This window comes from Enterobacter sp. HG048, from assembly GCF_024702055.1.
GTDB classification, from domain to species: Bacteria; Pseudomonadota; Gammaproteobacteria; order Enterobacterales; family Enterobacteriaceae; genus Enterobacter; species Enterobacter dykesii.
This window is the reverse complement of sequence record NZ_JANLIZ010000002.1, coordinates 208,475-228,024: the sequence shown is the minus strand read 5'-3', so window position 1 is coordinate 228,024 and position 19,550 is coordinate 208,475. Positions and strand designations below refer to the sequence as shown.

Annotated in this window: 15 protein-coding genes; 5 read left to right on the top strand and 10 right to left on the bottom strand. The window is 59.4% G+C overall.

Features of this window, described 5'->3' with window-relative positions:
• Positions 1-48 precede the first annotated feature (48 nt).
• The 7 genes from tssA to NUX24_RS04370 are packed head-to-tail and all read right to left on the bottom strand — an operon-like array spanning position 49 to position 9,082.
• Positions 49-1,065: a type VI secretion system protein TssA gene (tssA, locus tag NUX24_RS04400; protein WP_047652272.1), complete on the bottom strand. Its 1,017-nt coding sequence runs from the start codon at positions 1,063-1,065 to the stop codon at positions 49-51.
• A gap of 11 nt (positions 1,066-1,076) precedes the next feature.
• Positions 1,077-1,793, bottom strand: a complete 717-nt coding sequence (tagF, locus tag NUX24_RS04395; protein WP_023312158.1) for a type VI secretion system-associated protein TagF — start codon at positions 1,791-1,793, stop codon at positions 1,077-1,079.
• Positions 1,794-1,809: 16 nt separating this feature from the next.
• Positions 1,810-5,430: a type VI secretion system membrane subunit TssM gene (gene tssM, locus NUX24_RS04390; RefSeq protein WP_257830086.1), complete on the bottom strand. Its 3,621-nt coding sequence runs from the start codon at positions 5,428-5,430 to the stop codon at positions 1,810-1,812.
• 2 nt (positions 5,431-5,432) lie between these two features.
• Entirely contained in the window at positions 5,433-6,671 is a 1,239-nt protein-coding gene (locus NUX24_RS04385) for a DotU family type VI secretion system protein (RefSeq protein ID WP_033145801.1), read from the bottom strand.
• Between the two features lie 17 nt (positions 6,672-6,688).
• Positions 6,689-8,032 carry a type VI secretion system baseplate subunit TssK gene (tssK, locus tag NUX24_RS04380; RefSeq protein ID WP_214576421.1) on the bottom strand — a complete coding sequence of 448 codons (1,344 nt, stop codon included), beginning with the start codon at positions 8,030-8,032 and terminating at the stop codon, positions 6,689-6,691.
• Positions 8,033-8,060: 28 nt separating this feature from the next.
• Positions 8,061-8,564 carry a type VI secretion system lipoprotein TssJ gene (gene tssJ, locus NUX24_RS04375; protein ID WP_047652274.1) on the bottom strand — a complete coding sequence of 168 codons (504 nt, stop codon included), beginning with the start codon at positions 8,562-8,564 and terminating at the stop codon, positions 8,061-8,063.
• A 23-nt stretch (positions 8,565-8,587) separates the two neighbouring features.
• Positions 8,588-9,082 (bottom strand): hypothetical protein, encoded by a 495-nt coding sequence (locus NUX24_RS04370; protein WP_032658425.1) that lies wholly within the window; start codon positions 9,080-9,082, stop codon positions 8,588-8,590.
• Positions 9,083-10,084: 1,002 nt separating this feature from the next.
• Here NUX24_RS04370 and NUX24_RS04365 point away from each other — a divergent pair.
• On the top strand, positions 10,085-12,373 hold the full coding sequence (locus tag NUX24_RS04365) for an FdhF/YdeP family oxidoreductase (protein ID WP_257830085.1): 2,289 nt from the start codon (positions 10,085-10,087) through the stop codon (positions 12,371-12,373).
• A gap of 22 nt (positions 12,374-12,395) precedes the next feature.
• Positions 12,396-13,292 (top strand): LysR family transcriptional regulator, encoded by an 897-nt coding sequence (locus NUX24_RS04360; protein ID WP_257830176.1) that lies wholly within the window; start codon positions 12,396-12,398, stop codon positions 13,290-13,292.
• On the opposite strand, the gene NUX24_RS04355 is transcribed toward NUX24_RS04360, so the two are convergent.
• Positions 13,271-14,029: a phosphate/phosphite/phosphonate ABC transporter substrate-binding protein gene (locus tag NUX24_RS04355; RefSeq protein WP_257830084.1), complete on the bottom strand. Its 759-nt coding sequence runs from the start codon at positions 14,027-14,029 to the stop codon at positions 13,271-13,273. The two genes, NUX24_RS04360 and NUX24_RS04355, sit on opposite strands and share 22 nt — an antisense overlap.
• Complete coding sequence (locus tag NUX24_RS04350; protein ID WP_257830083.1) at positions 14,022-14,993, bottom strand: fatty acid desaturase; 972 nt, start codon at positions 14,991-14,993, stop codon at positions 14,022-14,024. Before NUX24_RS04350 ends, NUX24_RS04355 begins: the two co-directional genes overlap by 8 nt.
• 149 nt (positions 14,994-15,142) lie before the next feature.
• Here NUX24_RS04350 and NUX24_RS04345 point away from each other — a divergent pair, with 149 nt between their 5' ends.
• Together NUX24_RS04345 and gap are read left to right on the top strand one after the other, a co-directional pair.
• On the top strand, positions 15,143-16,123 hold the full coding sequence (locus NUX24_RS04345) for a GlxA family transcriptional regulator (RefSeq protein ID WP_257830082.1): 981 nt from the start codon (positions 15,143-15,145) through the stop codon (positions 16,121-16,123).
• Positions 16,124-16,201: 78 nt separating this feature from the next.
• Positions 16,202-17,212 carry a type I glyceraldehyde-3-phosphate dehydrogenase gene (gene gap / locus NUX24_RS04340; RefSeq protein WP_126330083.1) on the top strand — a complete coding sequence of 337 codons (1,011 nt, stop codon included), beginning with the start codon at positions 16,202-16,204 and terminating at the stop codon, positions 17,210-17,212.
• 40 nt (positions 17,213-17,252) lie between these two features.
• Here the strand turns inward: gap and NUX24_RS04335 are convergent, their stop codons facing one another.
• Positions 17,253-18,440, bottom strand: coding sequence for an MFS transporter (locus NUX24_RS04335; protein WP_214576428.1), 1,188 nt, complete (start codon positions 18,438-18,440; stop codon positions 17,253-17,255).
• Between the two features lie 115 nt (positions 18,441-18,555).
• Here NUX24_RS04335 and NUX24_RS04330 point away from each other — a divergent pair, with 115 nt between their 5' ends.
• The gene (locus NUX24_RS04330; RefSeq protein ID WP_214576429.1) at positions 18,556-19,512 is read left to right on the top strand and encodes an AraC family transcriptional regulator; all 957 of its coding nucleotides are present in this window, start codon (positions 18,556-18,558) and stop codon (positions 19,510-19,512) included.
• The last annotated feature ends 38 nt before the right edge of the window (positions 19,513-19,550 follow it).

The window sequence follows — 19,550 nt, the reverse complement described above, 5'->3', positions numbered from 1 at the left end:
AAGGTAAAACGACAGGCTCCATGCCTGACGTCATAATGCCTGGACGCGCTATTCGCGGCGCCCAAAGATGTTTTCCAGTTGGTTAACGCCGTCTGGCGCCAGGTCGCGAATAATGTCCATAAAGTTAAGTTCTGACAGCCGCTGCACCCGTTCAATCATCAGCGGTGCGGGGTGGCTCGGTTCGTACTGCGCAAAATACTGCTTCGCTTTTTCCAGCATCAGCTGCGCGTCGGCGCGGCTGGTGACCTGCACGCTGCGCCAGTCGGTGACCGGCTGAGCGGGCTGCGCTGCCGCCGACTGCTGCTCGGCCTGTGGTTCAGCCTGCGCCTCACGGTTCGGCAGCAGCTTGCTGATGTCGGTTACCTGACACGCGCTGGCGACCAGTCCGACTGTTTTCAGCAGCTGCTCCATCTCGGGCACGCCGCTTTCACCGAGATGCCCGGTGAGCAGCTCGCGAATCGCCAGCAGACGTTCGTTAATGACGATAACCGCTTCGGTTCCCGGCTGGTCGCCGCGGGCCAGCTCGTCAATCAGCCGTGGACGACCGCCGGGATAGTCCGGGCATTCCGTCTTGCTGCCGTCCAGCAGGGCCTGAGCATCCCGGAGCGAAATTTCATCGCCGTTTGAACGCAGAAGCGAGGCGTTTCGCACGGCGACGGTGAGGTCTGATTTATCGCTCAGCCCCGCCAGGGCATTAATGCGATAGAACGGATCGGTTTCGCCATACTCTTCCAGCAGCGGATAGAGCGTCTCCCAGTAACGGGCGATCGCCTCCTGCACCAGCAATAATCCGTCCGCGTAGCCCGCCAGCCCGCGGCGGCGCGTCCAGGCATGGGTTAACGCCAGCAGTACGCGAAGATCTTTGGTGCGGGTCAGCAGGCTGGTGGCGTATTTTTCCACCGTGTTCCAGTCAGCGGGCTCTGCCGGGATAATGGTGTCGCCAAACTGCTGTTCCGCCTTCCCAAGACTTGCCTGATTCATCGCCTGGAAGTCGGCGTCGTACTCCAGGTTTTCGCCGCAGGGTTTTTCGGGACTGATTGGCGCGAGAAATTCTTCGATATTCATGAGATCCCTGCTTATTCAAACATGGGCGGATAGAGACCGTGACGCCCCGGACGGGCGCCCCCTGCCGGGTCGAACAGCAGGGTGAAAAGCTGCCCGGTAAAGTTACCGCTGTGCACGTGGGTGTACAGCGGGTAGCCGTCGCAGCGGTTGGTCCACCAGTAGCTGGTCTGACGCAGCGGATCAAAACACTCGGCCGCCTGAGGCCAGCCCAGCGTGCTCTGGCCGTCCTCGTCATAACCAATCACATCAAGGATGTCGGATCGCTTTTGCGGCTCGACGGGCTGCGGTGCCGGGATAGTCATCAGCATCTCATCCAGCTGCGAGGCGGAAAAACTGTTGCGCACCGCGTGCAGCCCCAGGCGCCCAATCTGCTGGTACCAGCTTTCGGCCTGGCTGAGCAGGCTGGTCGACCACTCTGACGGGGCGAAGCTCAGCTGAAGGCAAACCGGGTACTGGCGGCCAACGCTGTCGCGGCCGGGCAGCAGACAGCCCATCTGGATCATCTGGCTGCCCAGCATGGGCGGTACCACAAAATTCCAGACTGGCGCTTTGTGAAACTGGCGCTCGCCGCTGCGCTGCTCTTCCTGCTGCCAGGCCAGCAGACCGACCTGGAACCAGTGTGACCACTGGCGCTGTAAAGTGTCAGGAAAGCGACGCTGCAAAAAATCTCCGGCGCTGGGTAATTTGCCATACCAGCTGTAGCGGTTCATCGCAGGGGTATTCGTCATACGGCTGTCCTTGCGGTTATGGGCATGAGAAACGGGGAAGCTGGAACGGGTTACGAATGCTGTTTGGCGCAAACTCCAGCGTGACCTGATGTCCGTCGACGCTGAAGGTGGCCTGACGGCTCAGGCTACCCGCGCCCGGGCTGGTGCTCGCTTTATCGAAGAAGCGGTTGAGCGCCCAGGCGCCGTTGGTGACCAGCGTCGCCGTGCTGCCGTTCGCCAGCCCCAGCTGCATGCGTACCTGGTTGGTGCCGCCCGGCCCCGGCCAGTTCATGATCTGTACGGCCTGCGGACCGTGGCTGTAGCGCAGCAGCTGGCCGTCAACGTCCAGCGTCAGGTTCAGAATGGTGTTATCCATTCGCACGGTGCGAACCGTCACCTTGAAGGACGGCGTCGTGGCGCCATTAGCAAAGAAGGCGTCGCGAATCGACTGGGCCTGCTGGAACGGTCTCAGCAGCCCTTCGCTTCCCGGCAGCGTTTTCCCGTCGATGCCCGGCATAAAGCGCCAGTTTGCCTGCGTGGTATCCACTTTATTGGTCAGATTGTCGCGGAAGAAAGCGTCCATCAGCCCGGTTCCCGGCGCAAACATGCGCGCGAGATCGTCAGGCGTAACCTCGGTGCTGGCGCTGCGCACCAGCGGGTAACGGCCGGCGATTGCCTGACGGCAGAATCCGCCCACCTCAACGTTAATCCGCTTCCGCACGTTTTCGAGGTCGCGGCGCTGGGTATCGCTGCTGGCGCCCACCGCCATATTGCTGAACATGGTTTGCAGCCCGCCCGGCAGGCGACCGGCGCTGGCCTGCAGGCGGCTGATCGCCTCTCCGCCCGGTGCCGGCATGCCGCTGTTGGCCGCGTCCTGGACGGCGGTCAGGTAGCGATAAAGCTCATCCACCTGCTTGAGAAAATCATCAAACACGATGGTCTTCCCGCCCTTCTCCAGCGGCTGCGCCAGCTCAATCATCGGCGCGTAGTGGTCGGTGACCAGCTGTTCCGGCGCCTGGGTGACCACGGCGGCCTGGGTCGGCGCAGCGTCATTGTTGCTGAACAGCGCTTCCAGCGTGCGGGTGGCGCGGTTGCTCTGCGCCTGCGCTTTATCCGCATCTTCCGGCGCTGGCGCATTGCGTGACAGCGTCAGGACCTGGCTCAGGTTCTGCACCAGACGGCGCAGCGGCGAGTTTGCGCCGGAGAGCAGGCGCGCGGTGTTGATGCGCTGGGAGAGATCGGCGCTGTTATTGAGCTGAATGTCGGCGAGGAAGCGATCCCAGTTAGCGATAAAGTCGCGCATGTAGAGCTGGCGCACGGCGTTATCGATCTGCTGTTTATCTTCCTGCGCCGTCGCGGCCCCCAGCACCCAGGCGTCGTCCTCGTGCAGGGCGGTGGTTACGCTGTCAATCTGGCCGTTAAAGCTTTTCCAGTAACCGTCCGGCGTATACAGACCCGGTACGCCTTCGCTTACCGGCTTGCCGCTTTTGCGTGAAAACACCAGCTCGCTCTGCGGTCCGCCCAGGTCGGAAAGGGAGACCGGCTTCAGGTTCTCATCATGTTCCAGCAGGCGTTTGAGGCGGCCATAGACGCGCGTGGAGAGCGGCTGCTGGCCGATCATCGCTCTTTCGCGGGCCACCAGAGATTCATCCTGCGCGTACGGCGAGGCCTGAATTTTCGGTTCCAGCAGCTGCGTCAGGTGCCATTCAAGCTGCTGTAGTTGCGCCTTCGTGACGTTCTGCGGCAGATTTCGCTGCAGGTTGAGCATCACCCACGAATGCAGGAATTTGCCATCGTAGTGCTTCGGCTGATACAGCATCTGATAGGCTTTCAGCGCTTCATAGCTGTATTCCACATCGCTGCCGTTGTCGTTGCGAAGCCAGGTGGTGATGTGCATGGCGACGGCAGGCAACAGCATCTGATCCAGCGCTTTCTGGTACAGCGACTGGGAGGCGTCGCTGACATCATCTCCGCGGTAGAGCCCCATACGGCGGGATACGGGCGGATCGTTCACATCAAACGCGTCGCTTTTCGGCAGGTCCACCAGACCGTTCAGCAGCGGCAGCAGATCGAACAGGTCACGCTGGGTCTGGTTCTGCAGCGCTTTGCTCTGCTGGTCCAGCAGCGGCACCTTCGCATCTACCTCTTCCAGATAGGCCTTATTTTTGGCATAGCTGGTCAGCCACAAACCACCGAGGATGACCAGCAGGGCCAGCAGCGCCGCGTAGCCGGACCAGATCACCGCCCGGTTGCGCAGCTCCCACCAGCGGTTTTCGCCCGCGATCCCGGCTTCCTGGAAAATGACGTTTTGCAGCAGGTTCTTAATGAAGAAACTCTGACCTTTTGCCCCCGGGATCGGCGCTTCTTTGCTGACCGAATCCCAGTTATCCGCCTCACCCCCTTCCGGCAGCGACAGCGCGCGGTTCAGTTCGCCCATCACGCGGTCGAACGGCATGCCTTCCTGCGTCCCGCTGGCGAAGTAGATCCCGCGCGGAGAGAACTCGGTTTCAAAGTTGGAGCGGGCGAAGACCGTGCTCAGGTAATCCGCCAGCAGCGGACGTAGCGCGGCGAACTCCTGTGGGAAGAGATACGCTTCGGCGCGGGTTTTCGCGTCGTGCTCTTTCAGCATGGTTTCCGGCAGCCCGGCATCGAGGCGCTGCTGCAGCAGAGAAAACTCCTGCTGGAAGTTGCCCATCAGGTCGTAATCGGCGTGTTTGGTTTGCTCCCACGGCAGGGTAAAGCCCCAGATCTGGTCGCGCTGCGCTTTGTCGTAGTCGGCAAACCAGGCGCGGAAGCCTTTAAGCAGGTCGGCCTTGGTCACCATCACGTAGACCGGGAAGCGAATACCCAGCTGTTCATGCAGCTCGGACAGACGCTGGCGCAGGTTCACCGCCTGCTGGCGGGACGCCTCGGCGGACTGGGTGAGCAGGTCAGAAATGCTGATGGTGATGATGACGCCGTTGATCGGCTGGCGGCGGCGATACTTACGCAGCAGGTTGATGAACTCCAGCCATTCGCCGGCGTCCTGCACCTGCTCGCTCTCCTGGGTGGTATAGCGGCCCGCCGTGTCCAGCAGCACCGCCTCATTGGTAAACCACCAGTCGCAGTTACGCGTGCCGCCAATGCCCCGCAGCGCGGTCTTACCGAAGCGATCGGCCAGCGGGAACTGCAGCCCGGAGTTAACCAGCGCCGTGGTTTTACCGGAGCCCGGCGCGCCGATAATGACGTACCACGGCAGCTGATAGAGATATTGCGTGCTGAAGCGCTGCGTCCACTGGGCGCCCTGGCCCGCTTTGCTGAAGTGAGCTTTTTTAAGCATCTGCGCGGCTTCATCAAAGCGGCTGGCGAGGATCTGCTCCTCGCTGTTCAGTCGCTTCTGCGGATCCGCCGCTTCCGGGCTGGCGGTATTCTCTTTGAGCTTGTCCATCAGCTTGCGGTTCAGCCAGGCATTGTACAGGCGCGGCAGAATGTGGCCCTGTGCCCAGAGCAGATAGACCACGGCAATGCTGATAATACGGTTCTGTTCAGACTCAAGCGGTCGGGTGTCCACGATGGACAACAGGGGACCAATCATCCAGATCACCGCCGCAAGCGCCGTTACGCCGAGGAAGCTCCACAGAATGCGGTTGGTTAAAATGGAAAGAAGTGTAGTCAGCATCCTTAGTTTCCTTGCGGCAATCCGTTCAGCTCAGCCTGAGTGTTTTCAGGCGACACCAGCAGAGTAATTTCCACACGGCGGTTACGGGCGCGATTTTCAGGCGTCGTGTTCGGCGCCACCGGGTTAATCTCGCCCCGCCCTTCCGCTTTCACGCGGCCAGGCTGAGAGAGGCTTCCCTGCAGCATTTTCTGTACCGAGCGGGCGCGTTCCAGAGAGAGTTCATAGTTAGAAGCAAAGCGCGCGCTACGGATCGGCACGTTGTCGCTGTAGCCCACCACCAGAATTTTGCCGCTGACGTTATTCATCGCCTGCGCAATACGGTTGATGACCGGTTCATAGCGGTCACGCACAACGGTTGAGGCAGAGGCAAACAGCCCGTCGCCCTTCAGGATCACGACGCTGCGATCCGCTTCGTCCTTCACCGCGACCAGGCCAGCCTCGATTTCAGGCTTCAGGAAGCCGCGCAGGTTCAGCACCGCCGGAAGCTGACGGGCCGGCTGCTGAATAGTGGTTTCCGGCAGCTGGGACTGGTAAATCTTCGCCAGCACCGGGTTGGTGTTATCGCCAAGGCGCCAGTTAAGCACGATATAAAACAGACAGGCGATAAACCCGGCCAGCGCCACGCAGGCCCACAGGGGAACCATCGGCCGCCAGAGCTTGCGCAGCACCGGACGATCTTCCGGATGGGGAGAAAGCGGCGGCGGATAGCTGCCGCGCACGCCGCGGATCATCTGCCACAGCCGCTGCTTGATGGTTTCAAGCTGGGTGCGGCCATTATCCAGCACCCGATAGCGTCCTTCGAAGCCCAGCAGCAGGCAGTAGTTGATCATCTCCAGCAGCAGGATATGCTCGCGCGGGTTCTGCGACAGGCGCGCCAGCAGCTGGAAGAACTTCTCGCCGCCCCAGGTTTCGTTATGGAACGTCACCAGCAGACCATTGCTTGACCAGACGCCGCTGCTGCCCCAGGGGGTAAGCGCGGCAGCCTCATCGAGCGCCGTACACAGGCAGTAGCGTGCCCCGACGATCACTTCGTAGGGCAGCCCCGCCTGCTGGCAGCGGACTTCGAAACGGCGAATTTCATCGATCAGGCGCTGGCGCAGCGCCACCTGATCGTCATGGGAGACCGAATGACGGATCTGCGGAATCGCATTGAGCAGCGGATTGGCGGCCGCCACCAGCTGATTGTTGCTACTGGCCCCGGTAAACGCGGCATCGCTGCCGGTGTCCTGTCGTTCCTGCATATTAAGCGCTCGCTTTATTATTCTGTCGGGCTACGGATGGCCCAAAACTCCATATCCAGCCCCGGGAACTCCCCTGCAAGGTGCAGGGCGAATGCGCCGGACTTATCCATCTCGTGCCACAGCTCGCTGCCCTTCTCCAGTTCAAAGTAGCTGTAGCCGGCATGCCACGGGATCTGCGGCGGCGCGACCGGCATGGCGCGCAGCATAATGCCCGGCAGCTGAAGCTGAACCAGATCGCGGATTTTCGAGACCGGCGCAACCTTCATCTGCGCCGGGAAATGTGTTTGCAGGTGTTCGCCTGGCACATTGGCTTTTACCGCCAGCACGAAGCCGAACTCGCGCACCATGCTGGTTTCAGGCACCGTGGCGATGTTCAGGCCGTGGGAGCGTTCGTTAAGCGGCAGCTGAATCGCGTGGTCTTCCATCACCAGCGACAGCCCCTGACGCAGCATCAGCATCAGCTTGCTGAAGCAGTTAGCCAGATCGTCATGATCGTAAATCGGCAGCACGCTTTCGGCGGTACGCTGGGACGTCCAGGTGGCGAGCTCGGTCGCAAACGGCAGCCAGCTGCGCCAGAGCGTTTCCGGATGCAGCAGCGGGAGGGTTTTTAAATGAGAAACCTCGCCCAGATGACGGTTAACCAGCGACAGCAGCGTGAACTCAATCAGTTCGGAGGTGTTAAAGCGGCCGGGCTGGCGTAAACGACCGCCAATCTGCTGGCTGCGCTGCACCAGCAGGCCGTGCAGATCGTTGATCATGCTGTAGATCTGCGGGCTGTTGTTGGCGTTGAGCATCGGCGGGATGTAGCTGTTATCGAGCCGCACGTGGTTGTCGTTACGTTTCTCCGTCACAAACGCCACGCCGATGGCGGTCCATTCCGCCGTGAGGTCTTTTTCCAGCATCAGGGTCAGACGCAGACGGCCAAACTGGACGGTGGCATCCCCCACCGACATGGCGTTGTCGTCTTCCACCTCTTGCTCGAAAGCGATGAAGCGCGCCAGCGAGGCCGGCTCTTCGCTAAAAATCACCTCTTCTCTCTCGCCACGACGAACCGGCAGCGCGAGCACCACCTTTTCGTTGGTGAGATTGTCCGGAATTTTCAGCGGTACAGGACCGTTGCGCCCGTTACGGACCTGGAAAAAGGTGCCGTCCGGCAGCAGGCCACTGCAGTAGCTCAGGGCAACGCATCCCTGACGCAGCATCGCTTCATCCAGTTCAACGTCAAGAAAGCCCCAGAGATACGACCGCTGCAGCGCGCCCCATTCACGAACATGGTTGAGCAGATAGCTTTCAGTCCGCTGAAAATGGTGTGGACGCAGGAACATGCCTTCGGTCCAGACGACCTTTTCTGCTTTCGTCATGATGATGTGTTTCCTGTGTTGAAGCGCGTTACTGGCTGATGACCCGAATGCCGTTCACGTCGAGAAAAACGTTGGCCTGAAGTTCATCCGCGGACCATTTCCAGAACTGGTAGATATGATTTTCGCCAGGCACGGGCAGAGGGAGTGAAACGCGCCATTTTTTGCCATCCAGCACCTGATACTCCGCCATCACGCCGATGTAGCGGGCCTCCGGAGAGCTTTGTCCGCTGAGGGTTTTGGACAGCTGTCCCGGCATCAGGAAGAACACGTCGCTGTTCAGCAGATTCGCGCCAAGCGTGGCTGACGCGTTGTTCTGCAGGGAGTAGAAGTCGCTGGACATGAAATCCGCATCGGATTTCAGCAACAACACCCGGACCTTAAGCGGCGCAGATTCATTGATTTGTGGATGAGCCTGAAACTGCAGATTGTAGCGGGAGGGGTCGCTGTGTGAAGACGACGTACAGCCACTGACCAGGGCAAAAATCACCGCGTAAAAGAATAACCACAGCTTATGAAAATTTTTATTATTCATAAAAATGCGCTCATGCAAGCCGTTTAGTTCAGGATCCAGGTACCGTTAGCGCTGTCTTTGCAGGCTTTGCTGTTGCCGTCGACGTCGACACAGGTCGCTTTTTTACGCGCCTTCGGACGAATAGCCTGTTTACGCACGGCGGCGTCGTACAGGTCGGCCTTGATCACGGCGCGCATCGGGACGTAACCAATCAGCTGATCGTTACCTTCATCGGCAAGCGCCATCCAGTAGTGTTCAACCTGCCCCAGCACCACGTAGGTTTTTCCGGTCTCGAGATTACGGATAACTTTGCCGCCGAAGTCAGGACGGCTCATCAGGGAGGCCGGATACATGGCGCGATACGGTTCGTTGACCGGGTTGAACTCCGCCGGCGGCGTGACAGCGTGACGGTGGGTTAAGGTTACGCCGTTGACCTGGCTGGTCTCGATCGTATCGTCGTTGATCACAGGTTTCTGCGGCGCTTTACAGCCCGCCACCGCCATTACAAACAGAAGTGAAAACAGTACGCGCATTTTCATATGCTTTTCCGTAGCGATATTTTGATGATGAAGATAAGGGAGTGAAGTTTGACTTAAGTGCTATTGTTAAAATAGCCAGGATATTTTCGGGGCGTTACTATTTTAAGGGCATAGCTACCGCACGAGCCCTTCAGAATAAGGCCCAGTATCTTCCTGACATATTTTGACAAACGGTAAACAAGTTTACATGAGCTTCGCCTCAATTCAATATTTACCGCTACGTAACTGTTGGTAAATGAAGCAGTCGGAAAATTATAGGATTAATCCTATGAAAAAAGCCGATACGACCTACATGCTGTTATTTTTCCACCACATTACAACGCAAATTATTGTATTATAAAGAAAAAGAACAAAAGAGAACCACTTTTATTAACGCAATACTGCTATTATCGCCACTACCATAATTAGTAGAATTCGCGTATTGGTGAGGTCAGCAGAATATATGAAAGATGAATTATTTGTTGCACTAACAGGGTATCTTTAATATTGAATGCACCCGACAACGTGAATGTGGCTATTTCACTTATGTTGCACGACGTTAATTTTACGCCTCAAAATAACTTTATATTTCGCGTTGTGATAATTACCCTGTCAGGCATAAATTATATCCATTAATCATTAAGCCTGCGTTAACCATCCTGACATTATCGCAGCCAAAAATGCTCGCAATAGCCCGCCAGCTGCGAACCGTGTTTATTGCTGCCGCCCACAGCCTTCATTCGAAATTTTATTGCTGCTACATCCTCTCCTGCTCGCCCCATCTATCTTGCCTACCGGGCGATAGATAAGATTTATTATTAAAATGATAAAAAATCGTTATAATTTCTTTAAATATTTAAACATCAGAACCGATAAATAACTGTAATAAAAAGAATTTAAGATAAGGCATTTTTCCGCACCGTATGCGCGTAGCCATCCGGTCGTCATTGCTTTCGCTTATTGTCCTTTGCAGCGCTTTTATGGGGTTCAGACGTTGTGTGACCGAACAAATCAGGAGTGGGTATGAATAAGAAAAGACGCTCGGTGCCGGGTATCAGACACTATGACGGTCCTGCCGGAGGCTGGGGCGCGTTAAAAGCGACGGCCATCGCGGTACGTACCCAAATGGATACCCTTGATGCTCCCGCCACGCTGCTGCGCACCAACCAGCCTGACGGTTTTGACTGCCCGGGCTGCGCGTGGCCGGATAAAGAACACAAGTCGACCTTCCAGTTCTGCGAGAACGGTGCCAAAGCGGTGACCTGGGAAGCCACCAGCAAACGCGTTACCCCCGCGTTTCTGGCCGAAAACAGCGTCTCCTCGCTGCTGGCAAAATCGGACTTTGAGCTGGAAGGCTACGGTCGACTGACGCATCCCCTGCGCTATGACCGGGCGAGCGATACCTTCCGGCCCGTCGCCTGGGAAGAGGCGTTTGAACGCATCGGCGAAGTACTGCGCGGGCTCGAACCGGACCAGGTCGAGTTCTATACCTCCGGACGCGCCTCTAACGAAGCGGCGTATCTGTTCCAGCTCTTCGCTCGCGAATACGGCACCAATAACTTCCCCGACTGCTCGAATATGTGCCACGAGGCCACCAGCGTCGGTTTGCCGCGTTCGATTGGCATCGGGAAAGGCACCGTCTCGCTGGACGACTTCGACAATACCGAGCTGGTGATCTCCATCGGCCACAACCCCGGCACCAACCATCCGCGTATGATGGGGACCCTCCACGAGCTGGCCCGTCGCAACGTGCCGATTATCGTCTTTAACCCGCTGCGCGAGCGCGCCCTCGAACGCTTTGCCGATCCGCAAAGCGTGATTGAAATGGCGACCTACGGCTCCACGGATATCGCTTCGACCTATTTCCAGGTGAAGGCCGGGGGCGATGCCGCCGCGCTGAAAGGCATAGCCAAACATCTACTGGAAATGGAGGCCGAACGCGGTGACGTGCTGGATCACGCATTTATTGCCGAACACACCCAGGGCATTGAGGACTTCGCCGCCGATATCGCGCAAACCCGCTGGGACGAGATCGAGCGCGAGTCGGGCCTGAGCCAGGCGGCGCTCAAAAAGGTGGCCGACGCCTATGCGAAATCAAATGCCACCATCATTACCTACGGGATGGGGATTACCCAGCACAATAAAGGTACGGCAAACGTTCGCCTGATCGCCGACCTGCTGCTGCTGCGCGGGAATATCGGCAAGCCCGGCGCGGGTATCTGCCCCCTGCGCGGCCACTCTAACGTTCAGGGGAACCGCACCGTCGGGATCAGCGAGAAGCCTACCCCGGCCTTCCTGAACCGTCTGAAGGACGTTTTAGGCTTTGAGCCGCCGTCTCACCACGGACACGATGCGGTGCAGGCCACGCAGGCGATGATCGACGGCCACGCGAAGGCGCTCATCTGCCTTGGGGGTAATTTTGCGGTGGCGATGCCCGATCACGAGCGGGGTTTTCCGGCGATGGGTAACCTGGATTTGAGCGTGCACGTCGGGACCAAGCTCAACCGTACCCATCTGCTGGTGGGCAAAGAGACCTTTATCTTTCCGTGCCTCGGCCGCACCGAGCTGGATCTCCAGGCCACCGGTCGTCAGTCCATTACCGTCGAAGACTCCATGTCGATGGTGCATGCCTCGTCCGGTAAGCTGAAGCCCGCCTCGCCGTTACTCCTCTCGGAACCGGCTATCGTCGCCGGCATGGCGAAAGCCACGCTGCCGGAAACCCGCGTGGACTGGCTGACGCTGGTTGAGGATTACGATCGGATCCGCGATCTGATCGAGCGGACCATTCCGGGGTTTGAGAACTACAACGCGCGGATCCGCGTTCCCGGCGGCTTCCGCATGCCGCTGCCGCCAACGCAGCGTATCTGGCCAACGGCGACGGGAAAAGCGATGTTCTCGGTGTTCGACGGCGTTCACGAGAACGCCAGCGGCGAAGGTGAGCACGTTCTGCGCCTTATCACGCTGCGCAGCCACGATCAGTACAACACCACCATTTACGCTCTGGACGATCGCTACCGCGGCGTGTTTGGCCGCCGCGACGTGCTGTTTATGAACGAAGACGATATGGCGCAGTCAGGCCTGGAGCACGGCGACCGCGTCGATATCGAAACCGCCCTCCCCGGCAGCGTCCAGCGTCTGAAGGACATTACCGTGGTGGCGTACAACATCGCGCCGGGCACCGTCGGCGCCTATTACCCGGAGGCCAACGTGCTGGTGCCGCTGGATTATCTGGATAAGGACAGCGGTACGCCGTCGTATAAATCCGTTCCGGTTCGCATCACCCTGCGCTCGAAAGAGATCCGCATGCTGTAAGGCTGTCCGCGCAGAGAGAATGATGGATATTAAACAGTTAAAATATTTAATCGCACTCGACGAGACCCGCCACTTTGGTAAAGCGGCCTCGCAGTGCAACGTCACCCAGCCGACCCTCTCCATGCGCATCCGCAGCCTGGAAGAGGAGCTGGGGCTGGTGCTGATTGTGCGCGGGCAGCGCTTTGAAGGGTTTACGCCGGAGGGTGAACGCATCCTCGCGTGGGCCCGCGCCCTGCTGGCCGCGCATGACGGGCTACAGGCGGAAGCCGCGCTGTGTAAAGGCCAGGTGGTAGGCGAATTACGTCTGGGAATGGTGCCGCTGGCGAGCGTGGATCCGATGATCTTTATTCGTCTGCTGACGCAAAAATACCCGGAGCTGACCTACAGCCTCTATTCCATGTCCTCAGCGCAGATTGCCGACGGCGTCAGCCGCAACCAGCTTGAGCTGGGAATTTGCTACCTCAACAGCATCGACACCAGCCTGTTTGACATTATCCAGCTGCCAAAAACGAAGATGGGCCTGCTGCACGACGTCCGCCATTTTCAGCTCAGCCAGGCAACGCTGACCTGGCACGACCTGACGGATTTTCCGCTGGGGTTCCTGACCAAAGGGATGCACTACCGGGCGCATATGGAGGCCAGCTTTAAGTCTGCAGGCATCGAACCGACGTCCGTTTTCGAGAGCGACTCGACGTTTCAGATCATCCAGGCGGTTCAGAGCGGCGTGTGCTGCGCCGTCATGCCGCTGAACAACGGGCTGGAGGTACTGAACGGTAATTTCAGGATTGTCCCCATCGCCGATGCGAACATTGAGGCTCCCGTCGGCCTGATTATGCGCAGGCAGAAGCCCGTCTCCTCGCTGGCGCTGCGCTGTTTTACCGACGCGCAGGCGATTTATCACGCCAACAATGAAGCGTAGGCCTGACGCGTCACCTCGCTAAAACCGCCGATCAGCACCGCGTCGCGCACCTCCCGGTATTCCGGCGCATCCACCAGCTCGTGAAGCGCATCGCGAATGGCGTTAAGCGTTTCAGGGGAGGTGTTATGCGAGGTGATCAGCGGCAGTCCGGGCGTCAGCGGTGTGCGGTCAATGACCGCCAGCCCCGCAAGCCGTTCCGGCTCATGGCGCTGCAGCAGTGCCCAGGTCACGCAGTCGATGGCCGCAATATCCCCCGCCCCGCGTTTCACATCAGTCAGCGACTGGCGATGGCTGCCGCTGAAGGACGTTTGCGCGAAAAAGGGACTGCCGCTCGCCAGGGGAGCCACTATTTTTCGCAGCGCATTGTAGCCGGACTGGGAATCCGGGGAATTACAGACCGCCCGGCGTCCGCGAAAATCCGCCAGCGTGAGGTGCCGATCCTCCTCGCGCACCGCCAGAAAGCTGCGGTACTGGATCCCTTCGCAGCCCGGTGCCGCGTAGTGAAAACAGCCGACCACCTGCACGTCCGGGAGCTGCGTGACCAGCGGATAACCGCAGGTCTGGCTGAGGATAAGCGCAGTCTGTTGCCAGTGGCTCAGCAGGTCAGACTCCGGCCAGCCGGGGTCGCGATCGACGGAAACACCGCGCGCAGCCAGCAGCCCCTTTACCGCCAGCCATAGCGCGCGGGTATCGGCGCGATCCACGGCATACATGGGAAACGCCAGCAGGTTACTCATACCCTTCCCCCTGTTGTCTTGCGGGATGAACGGTGACGTCGACGGGCCTGGCCCAGAACTGACGCAGCCATTCACCATAGCCCCTGACGAGAAAACCGTGGTTTCGCTCCCGGTACGCCTCCCGGTTTTGCTGGTAGATGGCCTTCAGCCCGTACCAGGGAATGCCCGGCAGATCGTGATGTACTGAATGGTAGTTGAGATTCAAAAACAGTACCCGCCAGAATAACCCGGCCTCGTTAATGACGGAGCGCGCCAGCGGATCGTCCGCCGCGCGATGTTCGAAAAACGATCGCACCTTGGTCATCGCCAGCGCCGGATAGCTGACGGCCAGAACGAACCAGACGGGTGAAAAACCGACGTGCGTCATCCAGGCGAAGAGAGTCGCAAGCAGCGTGATGTGAACCAGCCACATCGTCATCGCCCGCAGATGAAGATGACGAAACGCCGTCGAGGCGCTGCCCAGCGTCTGCAGGATATCCAGCAGCGGCGCCAGCAGAAGCCGCCCGGCAAAGGTATTTCGGGCCCGGATCAGGCGCTTCTGCCAGGGGGAAAAGCGCGCCCAGCTCGCCTCGGTAAAATAGTACGACTCCGGGTCATCCACCGGATGGGTCAGGCTATGGTGCCGATGATGGGCCAGATGGGAATCCCGGTACAGGCCGTACGGATACCAGACCGCCAGCGGGAGCGTGCCGAACAGCTGGTTAAGCCAGGCGAAACGCGTGGGGTGCCCGTGGATCAGCTCATGCTGCAGCGACATGTACCAGGCGGTAAACCAGATGAGCAGCAGCGTGGCGGGCAGCAGGCCGAGCGTTTGCCAGAACGCCAGCGTGGCAAACCAGCCCGCATAAATCGTGAACATTACCAGCCAGGTAGGCAGTTCGCTTCGCCATAAAAAACCCGATGCAAGGTGGCGGATTTGTTCGCGTTGTTGCGGATGTAAATAGAGGGAGCTTCTTTGACTCATTCCTTCAGACGCCGTTTCGCCAGAGATAATTCTCTGACGATCGGGGATAACGCCTGAAATAACAAAGAACTTAAATCGCTTTGCTTTGCCAGAAACGTGGGGGTCATGCGTTTCTTGACTTATTCTGTAATAAATGTACTTTTCAGGACATGAAAAAGATTCTGATTATTGTTCCCGACGGCGGCATGCTGTTTGAAGCCGCCGGTATCGCCGATATACTGATGCAGGCCAACCGGCTGCATCCGGAAGGGCTTGCGCAGCCGCGCTACCGGATTATCATCGCCACCACGCAGCCTCACCAGGTGATCCACGGCCAGTCCGGCCTGAATTTGCTGGCGGACTATCGTCTGCCGGAGCTGGATCCGCGCGAACCGCTGGACACCATTATCATCACCGGACGCGGCATGAACGAGCAGGAGAGCACGGCGGTGGTGGACTGGCTGCATCTCGCTGCGCCGCATGCCCGGCGGGTAGCCTCTATCTGCGGCGGCGCGATGCTGCTGGCCCAGACCGGCCTGCTGGACGGTCGTCGCGCCACCACCCACTGGCGGCTGCTGGAGACGATGCAAGCCCAGTATCCGTCAATCCAGGTCGAAGGCGGCCCGCTGTACATTCAGGATGGCCCCATATGGACCTCCGGCGGCGTGAGCTCCGGGTTCGATCTGACCCTGGCGCTGGTGGAGGACGACTACGGATTTACCCTCGCCCGCGACGTGGCGCAGGATATGGTGATGTATCTGCGCCGTCCCGGCGGCCAGCTGCAGTTCAGCCGTTACAGCCTGCAGCCGCCCGGTGCATCGGGCCCGATAAGCGAACTGCAAGCCTGGATCCTGCAGAACCTCACCGCCGACCTGTGCGTGGAAAATCTGGCCGAGAAAGCGGCAATGAGCCCGCGTAATTTCACCCGCGTGTTTACCCGCGACGCGGGCGTCTCTCCGGCCCGTTACGTGACCGAAGCACGTCTGGCCGCGGCCCGCCAGTTGCTTGAGCAGACCCATGACTCCCTTGAGCGCGTTGCCGAACAAAGCGGGTTTGGCACCAGCATTAACCTGCGCCGCATCTTTGAGAAACAGCTTCACCTCACCCCCGGCGAGTACCGCCAGCGCTTCCACTGCCGCAAGATGGCGTAATCTGATCCTTTTTTGTCGTTTACGCCAACCGGCCCGACGCCTACAGTGACTCCAGACAACAGAGATAAGGAGTGCACCATGGTTAAGGTCGGTATTAACGGTTTCGGCCGTATCGGACGTAATTTCCTGCGCGCGGCGCTGGGCAACCCGGATCTGCAGATTGTGGCCATTAACGATCTGACGGACAGTAAAACCCTCGCCCACCTGCTGAAACATGATTCCCTTCTGGGCAAACTTCCCGCCCCGGTGGAAGCGGCAGACGGCGCGCTGCAGGTCGACGGGCAGCGAATCGCCGTATTTAGCGAACGCGATCCGGCGAATATCCCGTGGCGTGATGCCGGGGTAGACGTGGTGATTGAGGCCACCGGCTTCTTTACCGAGCGGGAAAAAGCGGCGGTGCATATTACCCACGGCGGCGCTAAGCGCGTCATCATTTCCGCTCCCGGGAAGAACGACGACCTGACGATTGTGATGGGGGTCAACCATGACCAGTACGATCCCGCCCGACACGCGGTGGTGAGCAACGGGAGTTGCACCACAAACGGTCTGGCGCCGGCCGCTCAGGTGCTGCATCAGCAGTTCGGGATTGAGCATGGCCTGATGAATACCACGCATGCCTACACCAACAGCCAGGCGCTGCATGACCAACCGGAGAAAGATCTGCGCGGCGCGCGCGCGGCGGCGCTGTCGATTGTGCCTTACTCAAGCGGCGCGGCAAAAGCGCTGGGGAAAGTGATCCCCTCCCTTGACGGCAAGCTGACCGGGTACTCCCTGCGCGTGCCGGTGCCGGTGGTGTCGATTGTGGATTTAACGGTAACGCTGAGCCGTAACGTAACCGCCGAAGAGGTGAATGACGCGTTCCGCAACGCGGCCGCCAGCGGGCCGCTGAAAGGCATTCTCGGATACAGCGATGAACCGCTGGTCTCCAGCGATTACCAGGGCGACCCACGCTCCTCAATTATCGACGGGCTTTCCACGCTGGTGATTGGCGGGAACATGGTGAAGATCCTGGCGTGGTATGACAACGAGTGGGGCTTCTCTAACCGCCTGGTGGATCTGGCGGTGTGGATGGATAAGAAAGGGCTGTAAGCCCGTAGCCGGGTGGCGTTCGCGCTCACCCGGCAATAATTCACTCTGCTTTCACTTTCACGCCCATAAACACAATCACCATCGCCGTTACCAGCAAAAGACCGCTGCCCGCGAATACCCCGCTGGCGCCGTTGAGATCAAATACCGCGCCGCCCCCGGCCGCACCGGCACTGATTGCCAGCTGAATTGAGGCCACCAGCAGCCCGCCTGCACTTTCGGCTTCATCCGGAACGGTGGTAGCAAGCCAGGTTGACCAGCCCACCGGAACCAGGCCAAATGCAAAGCCCCACAGCGCGACCAGGAACCCGTCCAGCATCGCCAGATGACCAAAGGCGACCATCATGAGCGCGAGAACGCCCATCGCGAACGGCACCAGCGCCAGCGTCAGGCGCAGATTACGTGCCAGCAGATGCCCTGCAACGGATGTGCCGACAAAGTTGGCCAGACCAAAGCCCAGCAGGATCAGCGAAATGGTCTCCACGCTCGCCTGCCCCACCGTTTCCAGGAACGGGCGCAGGTAGGTAAAGAAGGCGAAATGGCCGCTGAAGATCAGGATGGTCGCCAGCATGCCGCCGATCATCCCCGGACGACGCAGCACGCGGAACAGCGTACTCAGGCTGCCGCTGCTCTCCGGCTTCATGGACGGCAGCACCCAGAGCTGCCACAGCAGCGCCAGCATGCTCGGAAGAATGCAGAGCACAAAGACGTTGCGCCAGCCAATCAGGCTGCCCAGATAGCTGCCCAGCGGCGCCGCGACCACCGTGGCAATTGATACGCTGGAGAAGATCACCGCCAGCGCCTTAGGCACTTTATCCGCCGGAACCAGACGCATCGTTGTGGCCGTCGACATCGCCCAGAATCCCCCGATGGCTACCCCCAGCAGCAAGCGCCCCATGAGCAGGACGTGCAGGTTGGGCGCAAAGGCCACCAGCAGGCTGGAGATAATTTGCAGGACCGAGAAAAACATCAGCACCCAGCGGCGGTCGATACTTTTGGTCGCCGGGGTGATCAGCAACCCGGTGACCAGCGCCACCAGCGCGGTGGCGGTGACGGCCTGTCCGGCCATTCCCTCACTTACGCCCAGGCTCGCGGCCATGGGCGTTAACAAGCTGGCGGGCAGAAATTCTGCCGTAATCAAACCAAATACCCCCAGCCCCAGTGAATAGACGGCCCGCCAGGCGGGTTTTGCAGGCGCTACCGCCTCGCTCGCCGCGACACATGAACTCATCTGTTGATCTCCCGTTATAAAAATGTGACTACTGTCGCAAAAGAATAGAAGGTTCACCCTGGACGATCTATGACATATAATCTCCACTTATTGATTATTCGTCCGGAGTTGTGCCATGACCGTACAGTCACCCGATCTGATCAGCGAACTTTTACGCGGCATGCGTCTGTCAGGCGTGAAATACCGGCGGATTGAAGCCAGCGCGCCGTTTGGCGTCGCGTTTCATCAGGCGCCCGGCCGGGCACAGTTTCATTTTGTGAGCCACGGTAGCGCCCTGCTGCGCATGGAGAGCGGTGCAACGTTCGAACTGAGCGGTGGCGACGCCCTCTTTATTCCCGGCGGGAATTCTCATGCTTTGCTCTCTGACGAGCAGGCCACCATTACGCCCATCAACGCCTTCCCGAGCGAGCCTATCTGCAGCTCGGTGTGTGCTATCACCTGCGAGCCCTGCCCGGAAAGCGAGAACACCCTCATCTTTAGCGGGTGCATGGATTTTGAGCTGGGCGGGATGCAGCCGCTAATCAAGGCGATGCCGGAAGTGATGATGGTCAGCCGGCTGATGTCCACCTGGCCGGAAATTCATCCGCTGCTGGCGGCGATGGAGCGGGAATCCGCGGCGCGTCAGGCAGGGTATGCCGGGATCCTTGCGCGCCTTGCCGACGTGGTGGCGGCATTAATCGTGCGCGGCTGGGTTGAAGGCGGGTGTGGTAAAGCCACCGGCTGGGTGCAGGTTCTGCGCGACCCGCGCCTGAGCCGGGCCATTTACGCCATGCACCAGCAGCCCGGCCTGAACTGGAGCGTGGCGGATCTGGCAAAAGAAGCGGGCACGTCCCGCTCCGTGTTTGCCGAACGGTTTCTGGCCGCGACGGGAACCACCCCGGCAAAATATCTCAGCGAGCTGAGGATGCGGCTGGCGATTCAGTACATTCGGCATGAAAATCAACCCATTGAAACCGTCGCGCTGCGGCTGGGATACGGCTCTCTGGCGGCCTTCAGCCGGGCATTCAAGCGCATCATCGGACATGCGCCGGGCACGCTGCGGGAAGCCAGCCAGACGCCGGAAGAGGTCTGACGGGCAAGCAATTATTAACGCGAAGCGGGCAATATTCG

Coding starts and splice junctions, on each gene's coding strand:
- NUX24_RS04355 (WP_257830084.1), bottom strand. CDS start 14,029: ATGAGTAACCTGCTGGCGTTTCCCATGTATGCCGTGGATCGCGCCGAT.
- tssK (WP_214576421.1), bottom strand. CDS start 8,032: ATGACGAAAGCAGAAAAGGTCGTCTGGACCGAAGGCATGTTCCTGCGT.
- NUX24_RS04345 (WP_257830082.1), top strand. CDS start 15,143: ATGAAAAAGATTCTGATTATTGTTCCCGACGGCGGCATGCTGTTTGAA.
- tssM (WP_257830086.1), bottom strand. CDS start 5,430: ATGCTGACTACACTTCTTTCCATTTTAACCAACCGCATTCTGTGGAGC.
- gap (WP_126330083.1), top strand. CDS start 16,202: ATGGTTAAGGTCGGTATTAACGGTTTCGGCCGTATCGGACGTAATTTC.
- tagF (WP_023312158.1), bottom strand. CDS start 1,793: ATGACGAATACCCCTGCGATGAACCGCTACAGCTGGTATGGCAAATTA.
- NUX24_RS04365 (WP_257830085.1), top strand. CDS start 10,085: ATGAATAAGAAAAGACGCTCGGTGCCGGGTATCAGACACTATGACGGT.
- tssJ (WP_047652274.1), bottom strand. CDS start 8,564: ATGAATAATAAAAATTTTCATAAGCTGTGGTTATTCTTTTACGCGGTG.
- NUX24_RS04335 (WP_214576428.1), bottom strand. CDS start 18,440: ATGAGTTCATGTGTCGCGGCGAGCGAGGCGGTAGCGCCTGCAAAACCC.
- NUX24_RS04385 (WP_033145801.1), bottom strand. CDS start 6,671: ATGCAGGAACGACAGGACACCGGCAGCGATGCCGCGTTTACCGGGGCC.
- NUX24_RS04330 (WP_214576429.1), top strand. CDS start 18,556: ATGACCGTACAGTCACCCGATCTGATCAGCGAACTTTTACGCGGCATG.
- NUX24_RS04350 (WP_257830083.1), bottom strand. CDS start 14,993: ATGAGTCAAAGAAGCTCCCTCTATTTACATCCGCAACAACGCGAACAA.
- NUX24_RS04360 (WP_257830176.1), top strand. CDS start 12,396: ATGGATATTAAACAGTTAAAATATTTAATCGCACTCGACGAGACCCGC.
- tssA (WP_047652272.1), bottom strand. CDS start 1,065: ATGAATATCGAAGAATTTCTCGCGCCAATCAGTCCCGAAAAACCCTGC.
- NUX24_RS04370 (WP_032658425.1), bottom strand. CDS start 9,082: ATGAAAATGCGCGTACTGTTTTCACTTCTGTTTGTAATGGCGGTGGCG.